We start from the raw sequence: 17382 nt of genomic DNA on the forward strand, positions 1-17382 counted from the left end.
CGAACACACACCTGAAGCCGTCTTTCTGGGCAGAACGTAACAGGACCGTGTCATTCGATCTGGCTAGGCTCGTGCCATGACAACTACAGACGCGGCCACCACTTCCGCCATCGCCCTGCGTTTGGAGCTGCTGGGGATCTCCGCCCCGGCACAGGTCGAGCAGAGTGAGGCGGACCGCCTCATGTCCCCGATCCTGGCGCGCCAGCGCGAGCTCTCCCGCCGGCTGGCTCACCGCCCCTGTGCTGCTGACCAGCGCATTCAAACCTTCCTGGACTCCTACCTGGAGGGCGCGGCCGCCACCCCGCAGCTGCCGCGCTCGACCTTCGTCCTGGACCAGCCCGGCCTGGCTCGGGCCCTGTCCCTGCCGGCGGACTCCACCAGCTTCACCTCCGACTACGTCGAGAGCTACAAGGTGCTCGGCGGCGTCCTGCACAACCCCCGCAACGACCGCCGCACCACCGCCGGCGTCTTCCACGTCGCCGAGGGCGGCCTGCCGATCCCCGATGACAAGATCGCCGTCCCACGCGACGTCTTCGCCCGCCTCCTGGCCCACGCCGTCGAGGCCCCCGAGGACCTGCTGACCCTGCCGTGGGCCTCCAGGCAGGAGGACCCGGCCCGCTGCTTCGTCTCCCTGCTGCTGCGTCCCGTCGTCGTGCCGGAGGTTCCCGGCTTCTCCGCCGAGCGCTCCATGGAGATCCGCTTCATTGCCCCCGGCGGCCTGGTCTCCAACCTGGACTTCGTCGAGGGCATCTTCGGCAACGGCGGCGACCCCTACCTGCCGGAGAACGACGCCTCCCTGGCCCCGGAGTCCTGGACCGGCCACACCGGCTGCGTCATCCTCGCCCCGCACCTGACCACCCTGACCAAGAAGGAGCTGGGCCTGCCCTCCTGGGAGGAGGCCACCGAGCGCCAGCGCCGCGACGGCCAGTGCTGGAAGGACGAGGACGAGCTCTACAACGACGGCAAGGCCTTCAAGTGCGTGGCCCGCGACGAGCGCGGCGTCATCGTCACCGTCATCGCGGACAACTACTTCGGCTACTGCAAGAAGGAGGTCAAGACCCAGATCGGGTACTCGGCCAACCTCTTCGGCTGCGTGGAGGAGGAGCACGCCGGCGGCGCGATCGCGTACCCGCGCTACAACCTGGGCCAGGAGTACACCGACATCCACACGCCCGAGGGCCTGACCCTCGAGCACGTCGTCGAGCGCAACCCGGGCCGCTTCGAGATGCGCGAGGACGGCTCCGCCGTCGTGGTGGACGACCCGACCGTGGTGCTGGTGCCCGCAGGCGCCCACTACTCGATGCGCAACCAGACGATCACCTGGACCCGCCCCGACGGCCAGGAGGCCTCGATCCCGCTGCTGGTGAGCAACACCTACGTGGCCCCCAACGGCTATCGGGTCCACGCCAAGCACCGCGAGGGCGACGCCACCCAGTGGCACCTGGTGGGCACCGCCCCCTGGTCCACGCAGGCCCACAAGCCCGCCACCGTCTCCGGCGGCGGCAAGTCGGAGATCTCCAAGTCCCTCCTGGACGCCTTCGTCTTCGGCGAGGCCTACGTCGGCGACGTCGACGAGGACTTCGACACCGTTCAGAAGATCCTCGACGGCAACTACGCCGACCGCTTCGTCGACCCGGCCAACAAGAGCGACAACCACCGCTCGATCCTCTCCGAGCGCCGCTCGCTGGGAAGCGTCATCAAGCTGCTGACGCCCTCGTCGATGTACACCGACGAGTACAACGCCTTCCTGGAGTCGATCCCGGCCCACATCAAGGAGCTCATCTTCACCGTCAAGCGCTTCTACCAGCCCAGCTGGGGCAAGGACTGGCGCAGCCACTTCTCCGTGGGCATCATCAACGGCCGCAAGGGCAACTCCCTGCGCCTGGACGAGGAGCTCATCAAGGTCAACATGCTGCGCGTGGGCTTCGAGGACGACGGCGCCTGGCGCCTGCTGTCCCTGCGCCCGGACTTCTCACCGGCCGCCAAGGTCCAGACCGAGGACGACATCACCGCCTCGATCGTGGCCCCCGGCGGCCTGGTGTCGACCCCGGACTCGGAGCTGTCGCGCAAGTTCGTCACCAACTGCGAGTCCCTGCTCTTCCAGCGGCCCGACGACGCGATCGTGCGCGGCTACGACAAGCAGACCGAGTCGGACATGTCGGACCCGGACGCGGACCTGTTCATCTCGAACTTCGAGCCGCTCACGCCCGAGGACGCCCGGGCGATGGCCGCCGACGCCCCCGGACTGTCCCGCTTCACCCAGCCCATGCAGGACCTCGTGGCCCGCGCCGCCGCCCTGCCCGAGGCCGAGGACCCCGCCGAGGAGACCTACTGGGTCTCCACGGCCGACCCGCGCCTGGTGGGCGGGACCCCCACCAAGAACCCCCGTTACCTCCAGGTGCGACCCGACATCGCCAACCCGAAGGACGTGGCGCTGGCGGACCTCACCAACCACCTCTTCCACGACGTGCCGCTGGCCGAGCCGCTGCGCCACAGCGTCGACGTCGTCGCCGCCGGGCGCCGCAACAACCCGCCCGAGGACGGGGTTCCGCCGCTGTGCGCCTACAACCCGCTGCACTACATGGAGCTGCCCGAGCTGTTCATGGAGTTCATCTCCTCCATGACCGGCAAGTCCCCCTCGACGACGGGTGCCGGCAGCGAGGGGGCGCTCACCAAGTCCCCGTTCAACGCGCTGCCGGCCATCTACGACCTCAACGCGGCCCTGCTGTCCTACGCCCTCAGCGGCTACGACGGCTGGCTGTCCTCGGCCGGCTACATCGGCCCGAAGGTCCAGGTGGCCCACGACATCTCGCTGCTCATCCCGGAGATCTTCTCCCGCATGAGCACCGAGGAGCGCGACGCCCGCAGCCTCATCGAGGGCGGCTACCTCGAGCGCATCGAGGACTTCGAGTACGAGGGCCGCACTGTTCAGGCCTCGCGTCTGGGCTACCGCATGAACCAGGCCTTCGCCTCGACCTTCTTCGGGCGGATCTTCCTGCACCCCGACGTCGTCTTCACCGAGGAGATGCTGCGTCCCGAGCTGCAGGACGAGGCGGTCTTCGCCGACTCGGTGGACATCATCGTCACCACGCACAAGGTCGTGGCCGAGCACTACCGGGCCGACGGCTCCATCGAGTGGGCCGTGCCTCCGCTGCGGGCCCTGCTGGAGATCATGATCGACGGCACCTCCCGTGAGGGCTGGGACCTGACGAGCCCGGAGTTCCGCGCCCTGTTCGAGCGCGAGAACATCCTGAACTCGTCGTGGTACGCGGCGCGCCTGGACGCCAAGGTCGCCCGCGACACCCGCCAGGCGCACCAGGCCATCGAGGACCTCACCCGCTTCTACACCGCGGAGAACAACGAGGAGGTCATCGAGCGCCTGGGCATCGAGGGGCGCCTGGCCGAGGCCCGCGCCTGGCTGGACAAGGTCAGCTCCCCGGCCTACCGCGAGCACCTCGTGGGCACGCTCGGCCTCCAGCCGACCCTGGCCTGAGGCTGACGCCGCTCCCGTTCACTGACGGGGACCTTCCACGCGTGTGGGGACAGAATTTCTGTCCCCACACGCGTGTCCTGTCCCCCACCGTGCGTTTTGTCCCCGCAGAGCGCGGTGGACGTGCCGGGCAGCGGCACCGGAGCGCCCGACGACGCTCTCACCAAAGTTCACACTGAAACCGCTCCAAAGTTCACACTGAAATCGCTTCAACTGTCACACTGGGAGCCCCTACCCGTGTGACTCACCCCTAAAAACGCTCGCGGAGGCTTGTGAGGGGCTACGGCCGTTGATGGGATAGCGTCCATGCCCACTGCAGCTGCCATGGACACACCGGCCGATCCGGCCGGAACCACCGCAACGACTCCGTCCTCCCCCTCCTACGCCCGTCCCTCCGACGCCGTCGCCGCGGAGCTGGGCACCGACACCTCCACGGGCCTGAGCGCCCAGGCCGCGGCCGACCGCCTGACCGCCGACGGCCCCAACGAGCTGCCCTCCAAGCCGCCGGTACCCGCCTGGCTGCGCTTCCTGGGCCAGTTCAACGACCCGCTTGTCTACCTGCTGCTGGTCGCGATCGTCATCTCCACCATCGCCTGGGTGCTGGAGGGCGCCGAGGGCGTGCCGGTGGACTCCGTCGTCATCCTCGCCGTCGTCACCCTCAACGCCGTCCTCGGCTTCGTCCAGGAGAACAAGGCCGCCGACGCCGTCGCCGCCCTGTCCGCGATGACCGAGGCGACCTCCACGGTGCTGCGAGACGGCTCGCGCCTGGTCATTCCCTCCTCCGAGCTGGTGGTCGGCGACGTCCTCGTCCTGGGCGAGGGCGACCAGGTCGGTGCCGACGCCCGCCTGCTCTCGGCCGCCGCCCTGCGCGTGGTCGAGTCCTCCCTGACCGGTGAGGCCGACGCCGTCGTCAAGACCCCGGAGGCGGTGGGTGCGGACACCGACCTGGCCGACCGCACCTGCATGGTCTACCGGGGCACCTCCGTGGCCCAGGGGACGGGGCGCGCCGTCGTCGTCGCCACCGGTGCCGACACCGAGATGGGCGCGATCGCCCAGATGCTCGACTCCGTCGAGGAGGAGGACACGCCCCTGCAGAAGGAGATCCACGCGATCTCCAAGATGCTGGGGATCGTCGTGGTCATCATCGCCGTGGTCGTCGTGGGCACCCTGCTGCTCCTGGCCACCGAGCGCACGCCGGACACGATCGTCCACGCCCTCCTGCTGGGCGTCTCGCTGGCCGTGGCGGCCGTGCCCGAGGGCCTGCCCGCCATCCTCTCAGTGGTCCTGGCCCTGGGCGTGCAGCGCATGGCTACCCACAAGGCGGTGGTCAAGAAGCTCACCAGCGTGGAGACCCTCGGGTCGGCCTCGGTCATCTGCTCGGACAAGACCGGCACGCTCACCCGCTCGGAGATGACGATCCAGGAGGTCGTCACCGCCTCGGGCACCTCCGTGGTCACCGGCATCGGCTACACGCCCGACGGCGAGGTCGCCCCTGACGCCGACCGCGACGGCCGGCCCGACGCCGATCCCCTGGAGGGTCCCCTGCGTGACGAGGTCACCGTGGTGCTCTCCGGCGGAACCCTGGCCTCCGACGCCGAGCTCAACGTCACCGAGGACGTCTGGAGCGTCGTCGGCGACCCGACCGAGGGCGCCTTCCTCGTCGCGGAGAAGAAGCTCGGCACCGACGGCCAGCGCGAGGGGCGCTTCGACCGCATCGGCGAGGTCCCCTTCACCTCCGAGCGCAAGATGATGTCAGTGCTGCTCACCGACACCGAGCACGGCACGATCATCATGTCCAAGGGCGCCCCCGACGTCCTCATGGAGCACTGCACGCAGATGCGCCTGGGCGAGACCGCCACCGACCTGACCGACGAGGCCCGGGCCCGCTTCACCGAGCACATCGCGGACATGTCCGGCCGGGCGCTGCGCACCCTGGGGGTCGGTTACCGGATCCTGACCGAGGAGGAGGCCGCCCGCGTGCGCGAGGCGGCAGCCGGCGACGGCGAGGCGGACCTGTCCGACCTGGAGCGGGACCTGGTGCTGGCCGGCGTCGTCGGCATCATCGACCCGCCGCGCCCCGAGGCGGCCGTGGCCGTGGCCGAGGCGCACCGGGCGGGCGTGCGCGTCCTCATGATCACCGGCGACCACCCGGCCACTGCCGGGCGCATCGCCGCGGACCTGGGCATCGTCGAGCGCGGCGCCCCGGTCCTCACCGGCCGCGAGCTGGAGACGATGGACGACGACGCCCTGTCCAGGGCCGTGGCCGACACCAGCGTGTACGCGCGCGTCGCCCCCGAGCACAAGATGCGGATCGTCCACGCCCTGAAGTCCCAGGGCCACACGGTCTCCATGACCGGCGACGGCGTCAACGACGCCCCGGCCCTGCGCGCCGCGGACATCGGCGTCGCCATGGGCATCACCGGCACCCAGGTGACCAAGGAGGCCGCCACGATGGTGCTGGCGGACGACAACTTCGCCACCATCGTCGACGCCGTGCGCGAGGGCCGGCGCATCTTCGACAACATCAAGAAGTTCCTGCGCTTCCTGCTGTCCTCCAACATGGGTGAGGTCCTCACCGTCTTCGGCGGCGTCGTGCTCTCGGGGGTCATCGGCCTGAGCGGTCACAGCGACTCCGGCGTCGTCCTGCCGCTGCTGGCCACCCAGATCCTGTGGATCAACCTGGTCACCGACTCCGGGCCGGCCCTGGCCATGGGGGTGGACCCCTCCGTGGAGGACGTCATGGCCCGCCCACCGCGCAAGCCCACGGACCGGGTGGTCGACGGCGCCATGTGGAGCGGCGTCCTGCTGGTCGGCGCCGTCATGGCCGTCTCGACCCTGGCGACCCTGGACTTCTTCCTGCCCGGCGGCCTCATCGAGACCTCCCTGTCCACCGACGACCTGGACACCGCCCGCACGGCGGCCTTCTCCACGCTGGTTCTGGCGCAGCTGTTCAACACCCTCAACTCCCGCTCGGAGACGGTCAGCGCCTTCAGCCACCTCTTCGTCAACAAGTGGCTGTGGGGTGCGATCGGCCTGACCCTGGTGCTCCAGGTCGCCGTGGTGGAGGTGCCCTTCCTTCAGGCGGCCTTCTCGACGACGTCGCTGGATGCGACCCACTGGGTCGTCGTCATCGCCATGGCCTCCCTGGTCCTGTGGGTCGATGAGCTGCGCAAGCTCACCAGCCGGCTCATGAACCGCTAGAGCCGGAGCCAGGCACACGGGTGGGGCCCGACCGTCTGATGACGGTCGGGCCCCACTGGGGTTCTTATCCGACGGGGGCGGCAGCCGGCGGTGGCCGGCCGTCGCGCTCAGCCGACGTCGGCGTTACCGGAGAGGTGCCAGGTCTCGTTGGCCCAGGGGAAGACGTACTGCATGAGCACGTAGACAACGCCGGCGGCGAGGATGAGAGCCTCGATGGCCTTGAGCCACGCAGGCCCCGGCAGATGCCTCCAGATGAAGCCGTACATCAGTTGACCCCCGGATCGTTGAGTACAGAGGCCGGGCGTCCCTCGGAGCGGTCCATCCAGTAGGAGAACTTCGCGTGGACGATCCAGCGCTGGTCGTTGCCGAACTCGCCGGCGGTCGAGCCGTGGCAGGTGGTCAGCGTGATGTACCGCTCGGTGGGCTGGACATCGGGCTGATCCGGCACCGGGGCGATGACCTCCACCTGCTCGGGCTGGACGATCTCATGATTGGTCACCGTGAACACGTACCAGGTGTTGGCGGTGGAGACGACGATCTCGTCGCCCTCCTGGAGCAGGTCGATGCGGCGGAAGGAGTTGCCGTAGGTGCGGCGGTGCCCGGCGATGGCGAAGTTGCCGAGCTCCCCGAGCTGCTGGGTGTCCGGGTAGTGTCCGGCAGCGGCCTGGTCCAGGACGTCGGAGCCGGTGCCCTCCAGGATCGGCATGTTGTTGTTGGTGACGCCGTACCACTTGGGGACGACGAGCATCCCGATGGTCTCGCCGTAGCCGGCCTTGTCCATCACCGGAGGATCGTCGTAGTGCTTGGTCCCCTCGGTCTTGGGGGACTCCACCTGCTTGTCGTGGAACTGGGTGGCCACCGCCTGCGCACTGGCGTTGGCGTCAATGCCGGTCCACCACAGCTGCCAGCACAGGAAGAGCGCGACGACGAGGCCGGCGGTGATGAGCAGCTCGCCGATCCCGGTCAAGGTGCCATTGAAGATTCGTACAGCGCGGCTCTGACCGGGCGCTCGGTGTCGCACAAGACCTCCTCTGGCCATCGCCCCTCCTCAGGACTGAGACTTCATGAGCTTAACGGCCAGTCTAAGGCGGCACACCCCGCCCGTGACCAGCCCGGAGTGGTGGACGTATCACAGAGCACACCGTGAGGAAGCTTCTGCGCATGTCCTAGGCTAGGCCCGGATGTATTGCGGTGGTCTCACACCACCATCCCCGACCAGTGAGGAGACCCAGGGTGGCCTTGGAGAAGAAGTCCCCGGAGGACGACGCCGACAAGAGCTCGGAGAAGGTCTCGAAGAAGAGCTCCAGCAAGAGCAGCGGGAAGAGCACCGAGAAGGCCTCGACGAAGGACAAGGACTCGGCGAAGTCCGGGAAGACCTCCTCGAAGGACTCCCAGAAGAGCTCCGCCGCGTCCGAGAAGAAGGACTCCGAGAAGAAGGACAAGGCGGGCAAGAACGCGAAGAAGAGCTCGTCGTCGAAGAAGAAGAAGCACCCTGAGCGCTCGGGCAACCCGGCCAAGGCCGCCAAGGCCCTGGAGGAGGAGTCGCGCGCCGCGGCGAACCGGGTCTCGCGCACCCCCACGAAGGTCAAGGACACCGCCTCGCCGCGCTGGTACGCCCCCACCATGGTGACGCTCCTGGTCATCGGGCTGCTGTGGGTGGTGACCACCTACCTGTTCAACGGCCTGTACCCGCTGCCCTACTTCGCTAAGCACCACGCCACCGACTGGCTGTTCAACGGCAACCTCTACATCGGCTTCCTCATCATGATGTCGGGCTTCCTCGGCCTGCTGCGCTGGAAGTAACGCGTCGAGAGCGTTCCACGCTCAGCCGACGTCGCCTCAAGGCCCCCGAGCACTGGCTCGGGGGCCTTGTTGTCAGTGCTCCTGACCCGGCGGCCGAGGCCGTCCACAGACCGCCTGTGGATCAGTGGACAACTCGCTCCCCACGACCCACCCCGACTTTCCCCAAGTGTGGACACACCTGTGGATAACTACACGGCTGTGTTTCCACACCTGTGTCCCCAGGTGTGGATGAACCACACCCGTGTTCTTCCACCGATGTCATTCCCTCTCCTCCGGGCTCCAGCGACCTGTCAGGCGATGAGGGCCCGGACAACATTGAGCCCCACGAGCACCAGTGCGATCGCGACGGTTCCCACCACCCCGACGGCCTGCCGCTTTCCGCGGGGAGCCCAGGCGTAGACCGCTGCGACGATCCCGCCGACGACGAGCCCGCCGAGGTGCCCCTGCCAGGAGATGTTGGCCCCCAGGAAGGAGATGACGGCGTTGATCACCAGCAGCGCCACGATCCCCGAGGTGTCGCGCCCGAAGCGCCGCTGAACCACGAACATGGTCGAGAACAGGCCGAAGACCGCGCCCGAGGCCCCCACCGTCATCGTCACCCAGGAGTCGGTGCCCGGCCAGGAAAGCCAGTAGATCGCCGTCGAGCCGCCCAGCGCGCTGAGCAGGTAGACGGCAGTGAACCGCCAGCGCCCGAGCACCGGCTCCAGCGCCCCGCCCAGCACCCACAGAGCCCACATGTTGAAGCCGAGGTGCATGTAGTTCGCGTGGAGGAAGGCGGTCGTCAGGAACCGCCAGGGCTCACCGGCAGCCTGCGCCGGCACGAAGGCCAGCCGGGCGTCGAGAGCCGGCGTGAAGATCTGCAGCACGTAGGCTGCCACGCACAGGCCGATGAGCACCTTGGTGACGACGGCGTCGGACACCACGCTCCCGCCCAGAAGGGTGCGCGCCTGGCGCCGGCCGGCCTGAGACTGTCGAGCGCAGTCCACGCAGTGCACCCCCACGGTGCTGGGCACCTGGCAGGCGGGGCAGGTCGGTCGCTCGCAGCGCTGGCAGCGCACGTAGGCCACCGTGTCCGGGTGGCGGGGGCACACCGGTGGCGCCTGCTCGGCGGACGAGTTCATTGAGGTCATCGAGTACTCCTGTGGGGATGATGAGGGCTTGACGTGTCGTCACGGGTAGGACCGGGTACGACGACGCCGCCGGGACGCAGGTCCCGACGGCGTCACAAGGGGCGAGTCACACCCGGTGTCCGGTCGCTCTGTTGGCTCAGCAGTCAGGTAGGCGGCGGGTCGGTCGCGGATGAGAGTCCGACCAGTGCCCTGATGAGGACTACTCGGTGATGTCCACCGAGGTGATGATGACGTCCTGCACCGGGCGGTCACGGGGGTCGGTCTCAACGGCGGAGATCGCGTCGACGACGGCGCGGGAGGCCTCATCGGTGACAGCACCGAAGATCGTGTGCTTGCCCTGAAGCCACTCGGTGGGGGCGGTGGTGATGAAGAACTGCGAGCCGTTGGTGCCCTTGCCCAGGCGGCGGCCGGCGTTGGCCATGGCCAGGACGTAGGGGGCGGCGAAGGTCAGGGAGGCATCGATCTCGTCGTCGAAGACGTAGCCGGGGCCACCGGTGCCGGTGCCCAGCGGGTCACCGCCCTGGATCATGAATCCGGGGATGACGCGGTGGAAGATGACGTTGTCATACAGGGGAGCATGGGACTCCTCGCCGGTGCGAGGATCCGTCCAGGCCTTCTGACCGGTGGCCAGTCCCACGAAGTTGGAGACGGTCTCGGGAGCCTGCTCGGGGTAGAGCTCCAGGCGGATATCGCCGAGGTTGGTGTGAAGAGTCGCTTCCATAGGTGCCATGGTGGCACGCTCTCGCGCCCATCTGCATGATCCCTGAGTGGCGTGCGACGCTGTTCACCCCAGGCAAAACGCCTGGACATCTTGTGTGCCCGATCGGGCAACGGTGCGAACATTAATGCACGTTGCACAACGACCGTCTGTATCCGTATCCGACCTGGGAGGCAATCATGTCCTGCCTGACGAAGACATGCTGCGACAAGAAGCTCGACACCACTCACCTGCGCAAGGAGGCAGCATCCTTCGCCGAGTCTGTCGTCGATCAGGCTGAGCGGGCCGCTCTGTGGGCGGCACCGCACGTGAGCAAGGCCGCTGAGGAGGTGGCCCGCGCCGCGAAGGACGCACAGGAGCGTCTGGAGCCGGTGGTCAACGAGGCTCGCCAGCGGGTTGTCGAGGACTACATTCCGCGTGCGCAGCGCGCCGCCGTGGCTGCCCAGGCCGCAGCGGGTACGGACGGTACCCTGACAGAGCGCGCCCAGCGCGTGGCTGTTGCCGCAAAGTCCGCCGCATTGGAGGTTCCCGTGAAGAAGCAGAAGAAGCACCGCGTGCTCAAGACCCTGGGTTGGCTCGCCGTCGCCGGCGCGGCCGCCGCCGGCGCCTACGTCATCTGGCGTCGCAGCCAGCCGGTTGAGGACCCGTGGGCCGAGGAGTACTGGGCCGACTCCACCGAGGAGGAGGCCGGCTACGGCATCAGCCCCGAGGACGCTCAGGCCTGACAGCCCCCAGATCCACCGACGACGACGCCGTGCCGACTTCCTTGACCGCACGGCGCCGTCGTCGTGCCCCCGTGGGTAGCCTGGGGGTATGAGCGCCTTATCTGTTCCCGCCATCGCCCTGACCCGTGGAACCAATGGGGAGGAGGTGCTCATCCCTCAGCTGGGAGCCGGAACCTACAAGGTGGCCGACGACGAGGCCGAGCGAGTTGTCCGCGATGCCTTGGAAGTGGGCTACCGGCACATCGACACCGCCCAGATGTACGGCAATGAGGCGGGCGTGGGACGGGCGATCGCGGCCAGCAGCCTGCCGCGCCAGGACCTGTTCATCACCTCCAAGCTCAACAATCCCAACCATCGGCGCGACGACACGCTGCGCAGCTTCGATGCCACCATGGAAGCACTGGGACTGGAGGTCCTCGATCTGTTCCTCATCCACTGGCCGCTGGCGGACTCGACCGGGATCGATCTGGTGGATACCTGGCGCACCATGATCGAGATCCTTCACAGCGGGCGGGTGCGCGCCATCGGGGTGTCGAACTTCCAGCCCGATCATCTTCACCGGATCGTTGAGGTGACGGGCGTGGTGCCGGCGGTCAACCAGATCGAGCTGCACCCCTGGCTGATCCAGGCCGAGCTGCGCCGCGTGCACACGCAGCTGGGGATCGCCACGGAGTCCTGGTCGCCACTGGGCCGGGGCAGGCTGCTGAGCGACCCGGTGGTCGTGGAGATCGCCACGGCCCTCGAGGTGAGCCCGGCCCAGGTCATCATCCGCTGGCACCTGCAGAACTCGCTGGTGGTCATCCCCAAGTCGACCCATCGTCAGCGCATGGCCACTAATGCCGAGGTCTTCGCCTTCACGCTCGACGACGCCCAGATGTCGGCGATGGACGCCCTGGACCGGGACGTGCGCACCGGCTCCCACCCCGATCAGATTCAGGTGTGAGCAAGCCGGGCCGGGCTGCGACGTCGGCCCAGTCAGGACCGGTGGCGGTGGACCCGGAATCCCGGCCCGATGTCGCCGGCCGGTACCAGCTCGGCCAGCGCGACCGGGTCGGACAGCGAGCGCGCTGCGACGAAACCGGTGATGGTATCTACGCCGTAGTCGAGGAGCACGGGGTTGAGCGGCGTCGACGGTCCAACGAGAACCGTGTGCGCGTGGCGGGAGAGCTCGATGAGCCTGGGCGCGGTCTTGTTGACGAAGCTCGACGAGGAGATGAAGACGACGTCGCACTCGGGCAGGATGTACTCGCAGGCGCTGTCCGGCCAGTCGCCGGGCTGGAGGTTGCGCTCAAGACAGATGTACTGCCCGGCGGCTGCCAGGGCCGCCTCGGCGAAGGGGAAGTGACCGATGACCGCGACCCTCTTGCCCACGATCATCTCCCGGTAGGGGTCGAAGACCTGACGCCAGGTGAGCCCCTCGCCGGTGGGCTCGAAGCCGTTGGCGGAGGCGGTCTCCTCACGCGAGTACCAGGAGTTGATGGCGGCCTGGCCGATGCTGGCCTCGGCAAGATTCCATGACCTCACCAGGGCGGCGACGTCACGTAGCGGGCGGCCCTCAAGCGGGCCCTCCATGAGGGCCGGTCGGCTCTGGACGTCCATGGTCCAGGCCGAGCCGACGCCTCCGGCGGAGCTCAGGACGCGGCTCCAGCGCGATCCCCGACCGGCCGCACGCACGACGACGTCACCGGGCAGCGCGTCAAGAAGGGCGTCGTAGATCTCCCACGGATGTGCCATGAGGGGTCACCTTTCAGTAAGTACAGCCTATCCTCACTATCATAAGCGCCCCCGAGCAGGTCGCACAGGCCCTCGTACGCCTCGTCGGCAGAGACGCAGCGCTATGTGCCCCATCCCAGGAGGAATGCTGCGGAATAACTATTTCACCAGGGCACGTAATTAACAGGAGGAGATTTTCTCGTGACCCGGATTGCTGTTGCGTTGCGAGAAGCCGCGTAGGATATTCTGCCATTTCCACCGGTGCTACCGTGACTAGGCCCATGCCCCTAGATCGAGGTACTGCTTCATGCTTCGCCGCCTCTTCACCCGTTCAGACACGACGGAATCGACGTCAGCACGCCACGCGTTGAGAAGGTCGCGCAGCCACCGGCGGCGCGGCGCTGCTGTCTGCGCGCTGGCACTGGCGGGAGCGGCTCTGGGTAGCGTCACGCTCCCACCCCCTCCGGCTGAGGCAGTCCACGGCGACCCCGCCGGGGGCCTGGGTCGCTTTGCCCCAGTCATCGACTGGATCGACTGGACCGGCATGACCGGGACTCGTACAGAGAGCGGGGTGCACATCCTCCCGGACGGAACCACCGGCGTCGCCTGGTCCACCCCCACTCAGGTGTCCGGAGATATATGGCACACGAGTCGCTGCACCATCTCCAACGTGGTCACCACCAGTGTAGGAAGGAACGAGGCCGGGCTGACCACTCGCAGAGGAATTACCGTTGGGTACAACACAGGCACCTGGCGTGGCGATGGCCTGGCGCGTCTTTACAACAACGGAGCCAATTACAGGAACGGAGTTGCTACCGGAGGCTCTACGCAATCCAACCTGCTCATCGGAGTCGGTAACCTTCAGGACTCTTCTGCGCAGCAGTTTCAGATGAGTTGCCGGTCCTACCTGGTGACCTCCTCCGTCAGGCCTGACAAGAGCCGGCTCGAGTCCATTCCCAACAAGGTCGAGCTGCCGATGGAGGGGATGGTCTTCGCCGACGCCGAGGCCTCCAACTGGACCAACGCCTCGAAGGAGCACATCACCGTTTCTCCGAGTCCTTATGACGCTAACCGGGACGTCTCGTACCGTCTTCTGGAAACCGCTCAGTCAGCGGGATGCGGCACCAGCTCCTGGGGCGGGTTGACGACGGTGTCGACTCCTGTGGGCAACCGCAACGGCATCAAGCTGCGTACGGATGACTCCGAGTGCTCCTACCAAGATGAGAGCTCATACGGCCCTTCATCAGTAATCTTCATCAGTAACACCAGTAATATTTCTGTTGAGGTGAAGGGAGGCGGTAAGAGCGCTGTGGCTCTTGGTGTCGTCTCCTATATCGACTACGGCGACGCACCCGGCAGCTACGGTACTGCGGGAAGTGTCTACCAGCCGTCCTGGAACGGCGGCCAGCTTTCCGGCTACGGAACGCTCGATATCTCCTCTCAACGCGGACCCGCCCAGGCTGAGAACGGTACCTGGCACAACCTCTCTCAGGCAGCCAGGCAGCAGCGCGTGGCCTCGGCTGGTCCGGCTGTGGTTCGTCTGGGCGAGCTGACTGATAATGATCAATCGATCGTCTACAGCGCTGACGCCAGTGCGGACGACACCACCGGCACCGATGACGAGGACGCCCTGCCCACCAGCTGGGACCGGGTCATCTGGACCGATATCGGCAAGCAGTGGAGCCAGCAGATCACCTGCTCAGGCCAGGACACCAAGGTCGCCGGCTGGATCGACTGGAACCACGACGGCGCCTTCACCCCCACCGAGCGCTCCGAGGTCACCACCTGCACCAGCCAGGGCACCGCCACCCTGACCTGGACAGTCCCCCAGGACGCTAAGCGCGCCACCCTGAGCGGCAACCAGGCCACCACCTTCATGCGCCTGCGCATCACCGGCCCCCTGGCCAACGGTCAGGCCGCTGAGGACCCCCAACCCACCGGCATCGCCCTCAACGGCGAGGTCGAGGACCACCCTGTCCAGGTCCAGCTCCCCAACCTGACCATGACCAAGACCGTCGATAACACCGCCGCCGGCGCCCTGGGCCTGAGCCCCAACGACTGGACCCTGAGCGCCACCCCTGCCAACGGCACTGCCGCCACCGGTCCCGGAGGCTTCACCTCCTACCAGCCCGAAGGCGACACCGTCCTGTCGGAGTCCTCCACCTCACCCAAGGCAGCCGGGTACAAGCCCAGCATCGCCTGCACCCCCCACGCCAGCTCCGACCTGACCGAAGCCACCTCATCCTTCGACGACGCCACCAGCACCCTCCACCTGGCCACCGGCGAGTGGATGCACTGCACCATCACCAACACCGCGCAAGCCGGCCAGATCACCTGGACCAAGACCGACCAGGACAACAACCCCCTGGCCGGCACCGTCTTCACCCTGGCCGCCACCAGCCTCACCGGCGGCCAGGTCACCGTTGCCGACTGCGCTACCGACAACGGAGGCGGAACCACCTGCCCCACCGACTCACCCGACCAGGACCCCCGACCCGGCTACTTCAAGGTCACCAACCTCACCTGGGACCAGTACACCCTCACCGAGACGCAGGCCCCCACGGGCTACCAGCTCTCCATGGTTCCCATCACCAAGACCCTTGACGGCTCCGCGCCCCCCGTCAGCGCCACTGACACCACCCCCACCCTCGACCTCGGCCACATCGTCAACAACCCCATCCAAGGCACAGCCACCTGGACCAAGACCGACGAGACCGGCCACCCCCTCCAGGGCTCCCAGTGGTCCCTCACCCCCCTGGACGCCAACGGCCACCCCGTCACCGATAAGACCCGCACCGTCACCGACTGCACCACCACCTGTCCCCAAGGCAGCCTCGACACCAACACCCGGCCCGGCGCCTTCACACTCCCAGGCCTCACCTACGGCACCTACCAGCTCACCGAGACCAAGGCCCCCGCCGGCTACACCCTCGATGCCACCCCGCGCACCATCGCCATCACCACCCACGACCAGGTCATCGACCTGGGCGCCATCACCAACCGCAGGACCACCGTCCCCGCCATCCCCCTCACCGGCGGCAGCGCCACCACCACCTACCTCATCGCCGGAGGGGCGGTGCTGGGGATCACGGCGTTGGTCATGGCGATCCAGGCGCGCAAACGCCGTCGAGCCCTGGACTCATGACCGACTCATAACCTGAGCGAATGGTCAGGTCGCGTCTGATCGGCCGCAGACACCTCGTGTCTGCGGCCCATCTGTATGAACCATCAGACCGGGTACCTCACATGAGCGGCAGGAGGATATCGGTGACCGCTTCGACAGGCGGGGTGGTCGCCGCGTCGGTGAGGTACTCCTCGACGATCGGGTGGTCTCGCGGCTCCTCGCCCGAGCTCGGCAGCCACTGACCGTAGAGCCACAGGTAGGCGGCATGCATCGAGGAGTACGGACCGATGTAACGCATGATCGCGTACCGGCCGGCCGGCACCATCCTCTCTGCGAGGTCGTGGGGGATCCTCGTGTCGGGATCGACGACGGTACCAGCCGCCGAGCGCAGATCAGCCGGGGGAACGGCATCGGGATCGTCCTCATAGATGGCGACCATTGAGTTCCCGGCTCTCATACGGTCCTTGACCCGACTGAATGCTCGGCTAATATCCAGATAGGAACCACGGTGCTCAGCCACAACAAGTCGATAGCCGGCCCGTTCCTCCACGCGCACCGGCCACCCTGGAGCCTCTCTCACCGATGACGTCGATCCGGTCCCGCTGCTCATCGCCAGTGAGTCTGCCGATACCGGGCGGCCACCGATGCGGAATCGACCGGGAGTCGTCCCGTAAGAGCGAAGAAAAGCCCGGCTGAATACTTCGGTGCCGGTGAACCCGGCTTTCCAGGCGATCCGTTCCACCGGCCACGAGGTCTCGGTGAGCATGGCGGCCGCCCGCTCCAGACGGAGACGGCGTACGGTCTGGGCGGCCGTCTCCCCGCGCACCGCCCGGTAGATGCGGTGCCAGTGAAAGCGGGAGAACCCGGAGACGTGAGCGAGAGTCTCCAGGCTGAGATCGTCGTCGAGATGGGCGTAGATGTAGTCGGTGACGGCGTCGAGCTGGCGTTGGTACTGCTCAGCCCTCATGCGCCCGAAAGGACCCCGATGGACAGGCGAATCGAGCCATCGGGAGCGTAGTACTCGTAGTCAGCACAATAGTCACGGGCCAGATCCTGGCGAGACCAGACGCCCACCCACGCCTCGTAGATACTCTCCGGGCGTGCGTCGACCACCGTCATGATCTCGCGACTGGACCCCGGGACCGTCACAGTCACCTGGCCCGGAGGAACCGGACTCCCGACCTCAATGCGCCTGCCGATGACGAGGGTGTAGATGCCGTCGACATCGTCGCCGGGAGTCTCGTAGTCGGTGTAGACCGCATAGACGCCGGGGCCGACGCCAGGCTTTTCGGGATCGAGGAGCCCGGCGTCGGCAGCGTCCCGCCAGTGAGGAGGAATGGTAAGAGACGCCTCGCGGTTCGATGTTCGAAGAGGCAGACCGACAACGTCGAAGGACTCAATCGTTTCTCTCATGCGCACCATGATGCTCGTATGGCACCCAGAACTCACCGACGATTCTTGCGGACTTGGAGAGGATG

Annotated in this window: 13 protein-coding genes; 6 read left to right on the top strand and 7 right to left on the bottom strand. The window is 67.4% G+C overall.

Annotated features, from left to right (window positions below; genetic code table 11):
• Positions 1 to 76 precede the first annotated feature (76 nt).
• Both EL340_RS11335 and EL340_RS11340 read left to right on the top strand, forming a co-directional pair.
• A complete protein-coding gene (locus EL340_RS11335) occupies positions 77 to 3493 on the top strand; it encodes a PPi-type phosphoenolpyruvate carboxykinase family protein (protein ID WP_126414642.1) in 3417 nt (1138 codons plus the stop codon).
• 303 nt (positions 3494 to 3796) lie between these two features.
• Positions 3797 to 6691: a cation-translocating P-type ATPase gene (locus tag EL340_RS11340; RefSeq protein WP_126414643.1), complete on the top strand. Its 2895-nt coding sequence runs from the start codon at positions 3797 to 3799 to the stop codon at positions 6689 to 6691.
• A 107-nt stretch (positions 6692 to 6798) separates the two neighbouring features.
• Here the strand turns inward: EL340_RS11340 and EL340_RS14995 are convergent, their stop codons facing one another.
• Together EL340_RS14995 and EL340_RS11345 are read right to left on the bottom strand one after the other, a co-directional pair.
• Positions 6799 to 6957, bottom strand: coding sequence for a hypothetical protein (locus EL340_RS14995; protein WP_164719388.1), 159 nt, complete (start codon positions 6955 to 6957; stop codon positions 6799 to 6801).
• A complete protein-coding gene (locus tag EL340_RS11345) occupies positions 6957 to 7730 on the bottom strand; it encodes a class E sortase (RefSeq protein ID WP_197722303.1) in 774 nt (257 codons plus the stop codon). Before EL340_RS11345 ends, EL340_RS14995 begins: the two co-directional genes overlap by 1 nt.
• Positions 7731 to 7924: 194 nt before the next feature.
• Here EL340_RS11345 and EL340_RS15145 point away from each other — a divergent pair, with 194 nt between their 5' ends.
• Positions 7925 to 8494: a cell division protein CrgA gene (locus EL340_RS15145; RefSeq protein WP_197722304.1), complete on the top strand. Its 570-nt coding sequence runs from the start codon at positions 7925 to 7927 to the stop codon at positions 8492 to 8494.
• Between the two features lie 290 nt (positions 8495 to 8784).
• On the opposite strand, the gene EL340_RS11355 is transcribed toward EL340_RS15145, so the two are convergent.
• The gene (locus EL340_RS11355; protein ID WP_126414645.1) at positions 8785 to 9624 is read right to left on the bottom strand and encodes a rhomboid family intramembrane serine protease; all 840 of its coding nucleotides are present in this window, start codon (positions 9622 to 9624) and stop codon (positions 8785 to 8787) included.
• A gap of 199 nt (positions 9625 to 9823) precedes the next feature.
• A complete protein-coding gene (locus EL340_RS11360) occupies positions 9824 to 10345 on the bottom strand; it encodes a peptidylprolyl isomerase (RefSeq protein ID WP_034473845.1) in 522 nt (173 codons plus the stop codon).
• Between the two features lie 176 nt (positions 10346 to 10521).
• Between EL340_RS11360 and EL340_RS11365 the strand changes: the two genes are divergently transcribed.
• Both EL340_RS11365 and EL340_RS11370 read left to right on the top strand, forming a co-directional pair.
• A complete protein-coding gene (locus EL340_RS11365) occupies positions 10522 to 11067 on the top strand; it encodes a hypothetical protein (RefSeq protein ID WP_126414646.1) in 546 nt (181 codons plus the stop codon).
• 88 nt (positions 11068 to 11155) lie between these two features.
• Entirely contained in the window at positions 11156 to 12010 is an 855-nt protein-coding gene (locus EL340_RS11370) for an aldo/keto reductase (protein ID WP_126414647.1), read from the top strand.
• A gap of 32 nt (positions 12011 to 12042) precedes the next feature.
• Here EL340_RS11370 and EL340_RS11375 read toward each other — a convergent pair whose 3' ends face one another.
• Positions 12043 to 12801, bottom strand: a complete 759-nt coding sequence (locus EL340_RS11375) for a Rossmann-like domain-containing protein (RefSeq protein ID WP_126414648.1) — start codon at positions 12799 to 12801, stop codon at positions 12043 to 12045.
• A 508-nt stretch (positions 12802 to 13309) separates the two neighbouring features.
• Here EL340_RS11375 and EL340_RS11380 point away from each other — a divergent pair.
• Positions 13310 to 15925, top strand: a complete 2616-nt coding sequence (locus EL340_RS11380; protein WP_331860825.1) for a CshA/CshB family fibrillar adhesin-related protein — start codon at positions 13310 to 13312, stop codon at positions 15923 to 15925.
• Between the two features lie 97 nt (positions 15926 to 16022).
• Here the strand turns inward: EL340_RS11380 and EL340_RS11385 are convergent, their stop codons facing one another.
• Positions 16023 to 16871 carry an AraC family transcriptional regulator gene (locus EL340_RS11385; RefSeq protein WP_126414650.1) on the bottom strand — a complete coding sequence of 283 codons (849 nt, stop codon included), beginning with the start codon at positions 16869 to 16871 and terminating at the stop codon, positions 16023 to 16025.
• Positions 16868 to 17317, bottom strand: a complete 450-nt coding sequence (locus EL340_RS11390) for a GyrI-like domain-containing protein (RefSeq protein ID WP_126414651.1) — start codon at positions 17315 to 17317, stop codon at positions 16868 to 16870. The genes EL340_RS11385 and EL340_RS11390 overlap by 4 nt, the downstream gene beginning before the upstream one ends.
• Positions 17318 to 17382: the final 65 nt, after the last annotated feature.

This window comes from Actinomyces viscosus (assembly GCF_900637975.1).
GTDB lineage: Bacteria > Actinomycetota > Actinomycetes > Actinomycetales > Actinomycetaceae > Actinomyces > Actinomyces viscosus.

What these genes read in the sequence shown, in the direction of transcription:
- EL340_RS11355 (WP_126414645.1), bottom strand. Translation starts at nt 9,624, where the DNA reads ATGACCTCAATGAACTCGTCCGCCGAGCAGGCGCCACCGGTGTGCCCC.
- EL340_RS11345 (WP_197722303.1), bottom strand. Translation starts at nt 7,730, where the DNA reads ATGGCCAGAGGAGGTCTTGTGCGACACCGAGCGCCCGGTCAGAGCCGC.
- EL340_RS11335 (WP_126414642.1), top strand. Translation starts at nt 77, where the DNA reads ATGACAACTACAGACGCGGCCACCACTTCCGCCATCGCCCTGCGTTTG.
- EL340_RS11370 (WP_126414647.1), top strand. Translation starts at nt 11,156, where the DNA reads ATGAGCGCCTTATCTGTTCCCGCCATCGCCCTGACCCGTGGAACCAAT.
- EL340_RS14995 (WP_164719388.1), bottom strand. Translation starts at nt 6,957, where the DNA reads ATGTACGGCTTCATCTGGAGGCATCTGCCGGGGCCTGCGTGGCTCAAG.
- EL340_RS11360 (WP_034473845.1), bottom strand. Translation starts at nt 10,345, where the DNA reads ATGGAAGCGACTCTTCACACCAACCTCGGCGATATCCGCCTGGAGCTC.
- EL340_RS11375 (WP_126414648.1), bottom strand. Translation starts at nt 12,801, where the DNA reads ATGGCACATCCGTGGGAGATCTACGACGCCCTTCTTGACGCGCTGCCC.
- EL340_RS11390 (WP_126414651.1), bottom strand. Translation starts at nt 17,317, where the DNA reads ATGAGAGAAACGATTGAGTCCTTCGACGTTGTCGGTCTGCCTCTTCGA.
- EL340_RS11340 (WP_126414643.1), top strand. Translation starts at nt 3,797, where the DNA reads ATGCCCACTGCAGCTGCCATGGACACACCGGCCGATCCGGCCGGAACC.
- EL340_RS11385 (WP_126414650.1), bottom strand. Translation starts at nt 16,871, where the DNA reads ATGAGGGCTGAGCAGTACCAACGCCAGCTCGACGCCGTCACCGACTAC.
- EL340_RS11365 (WP_126414646.1), top strand. Translation starts at nt 10,522, where the DNA reads ATGTCCTGCCTGACGAAGACATGCTGCGACAAGAAGCTCGACACCACT.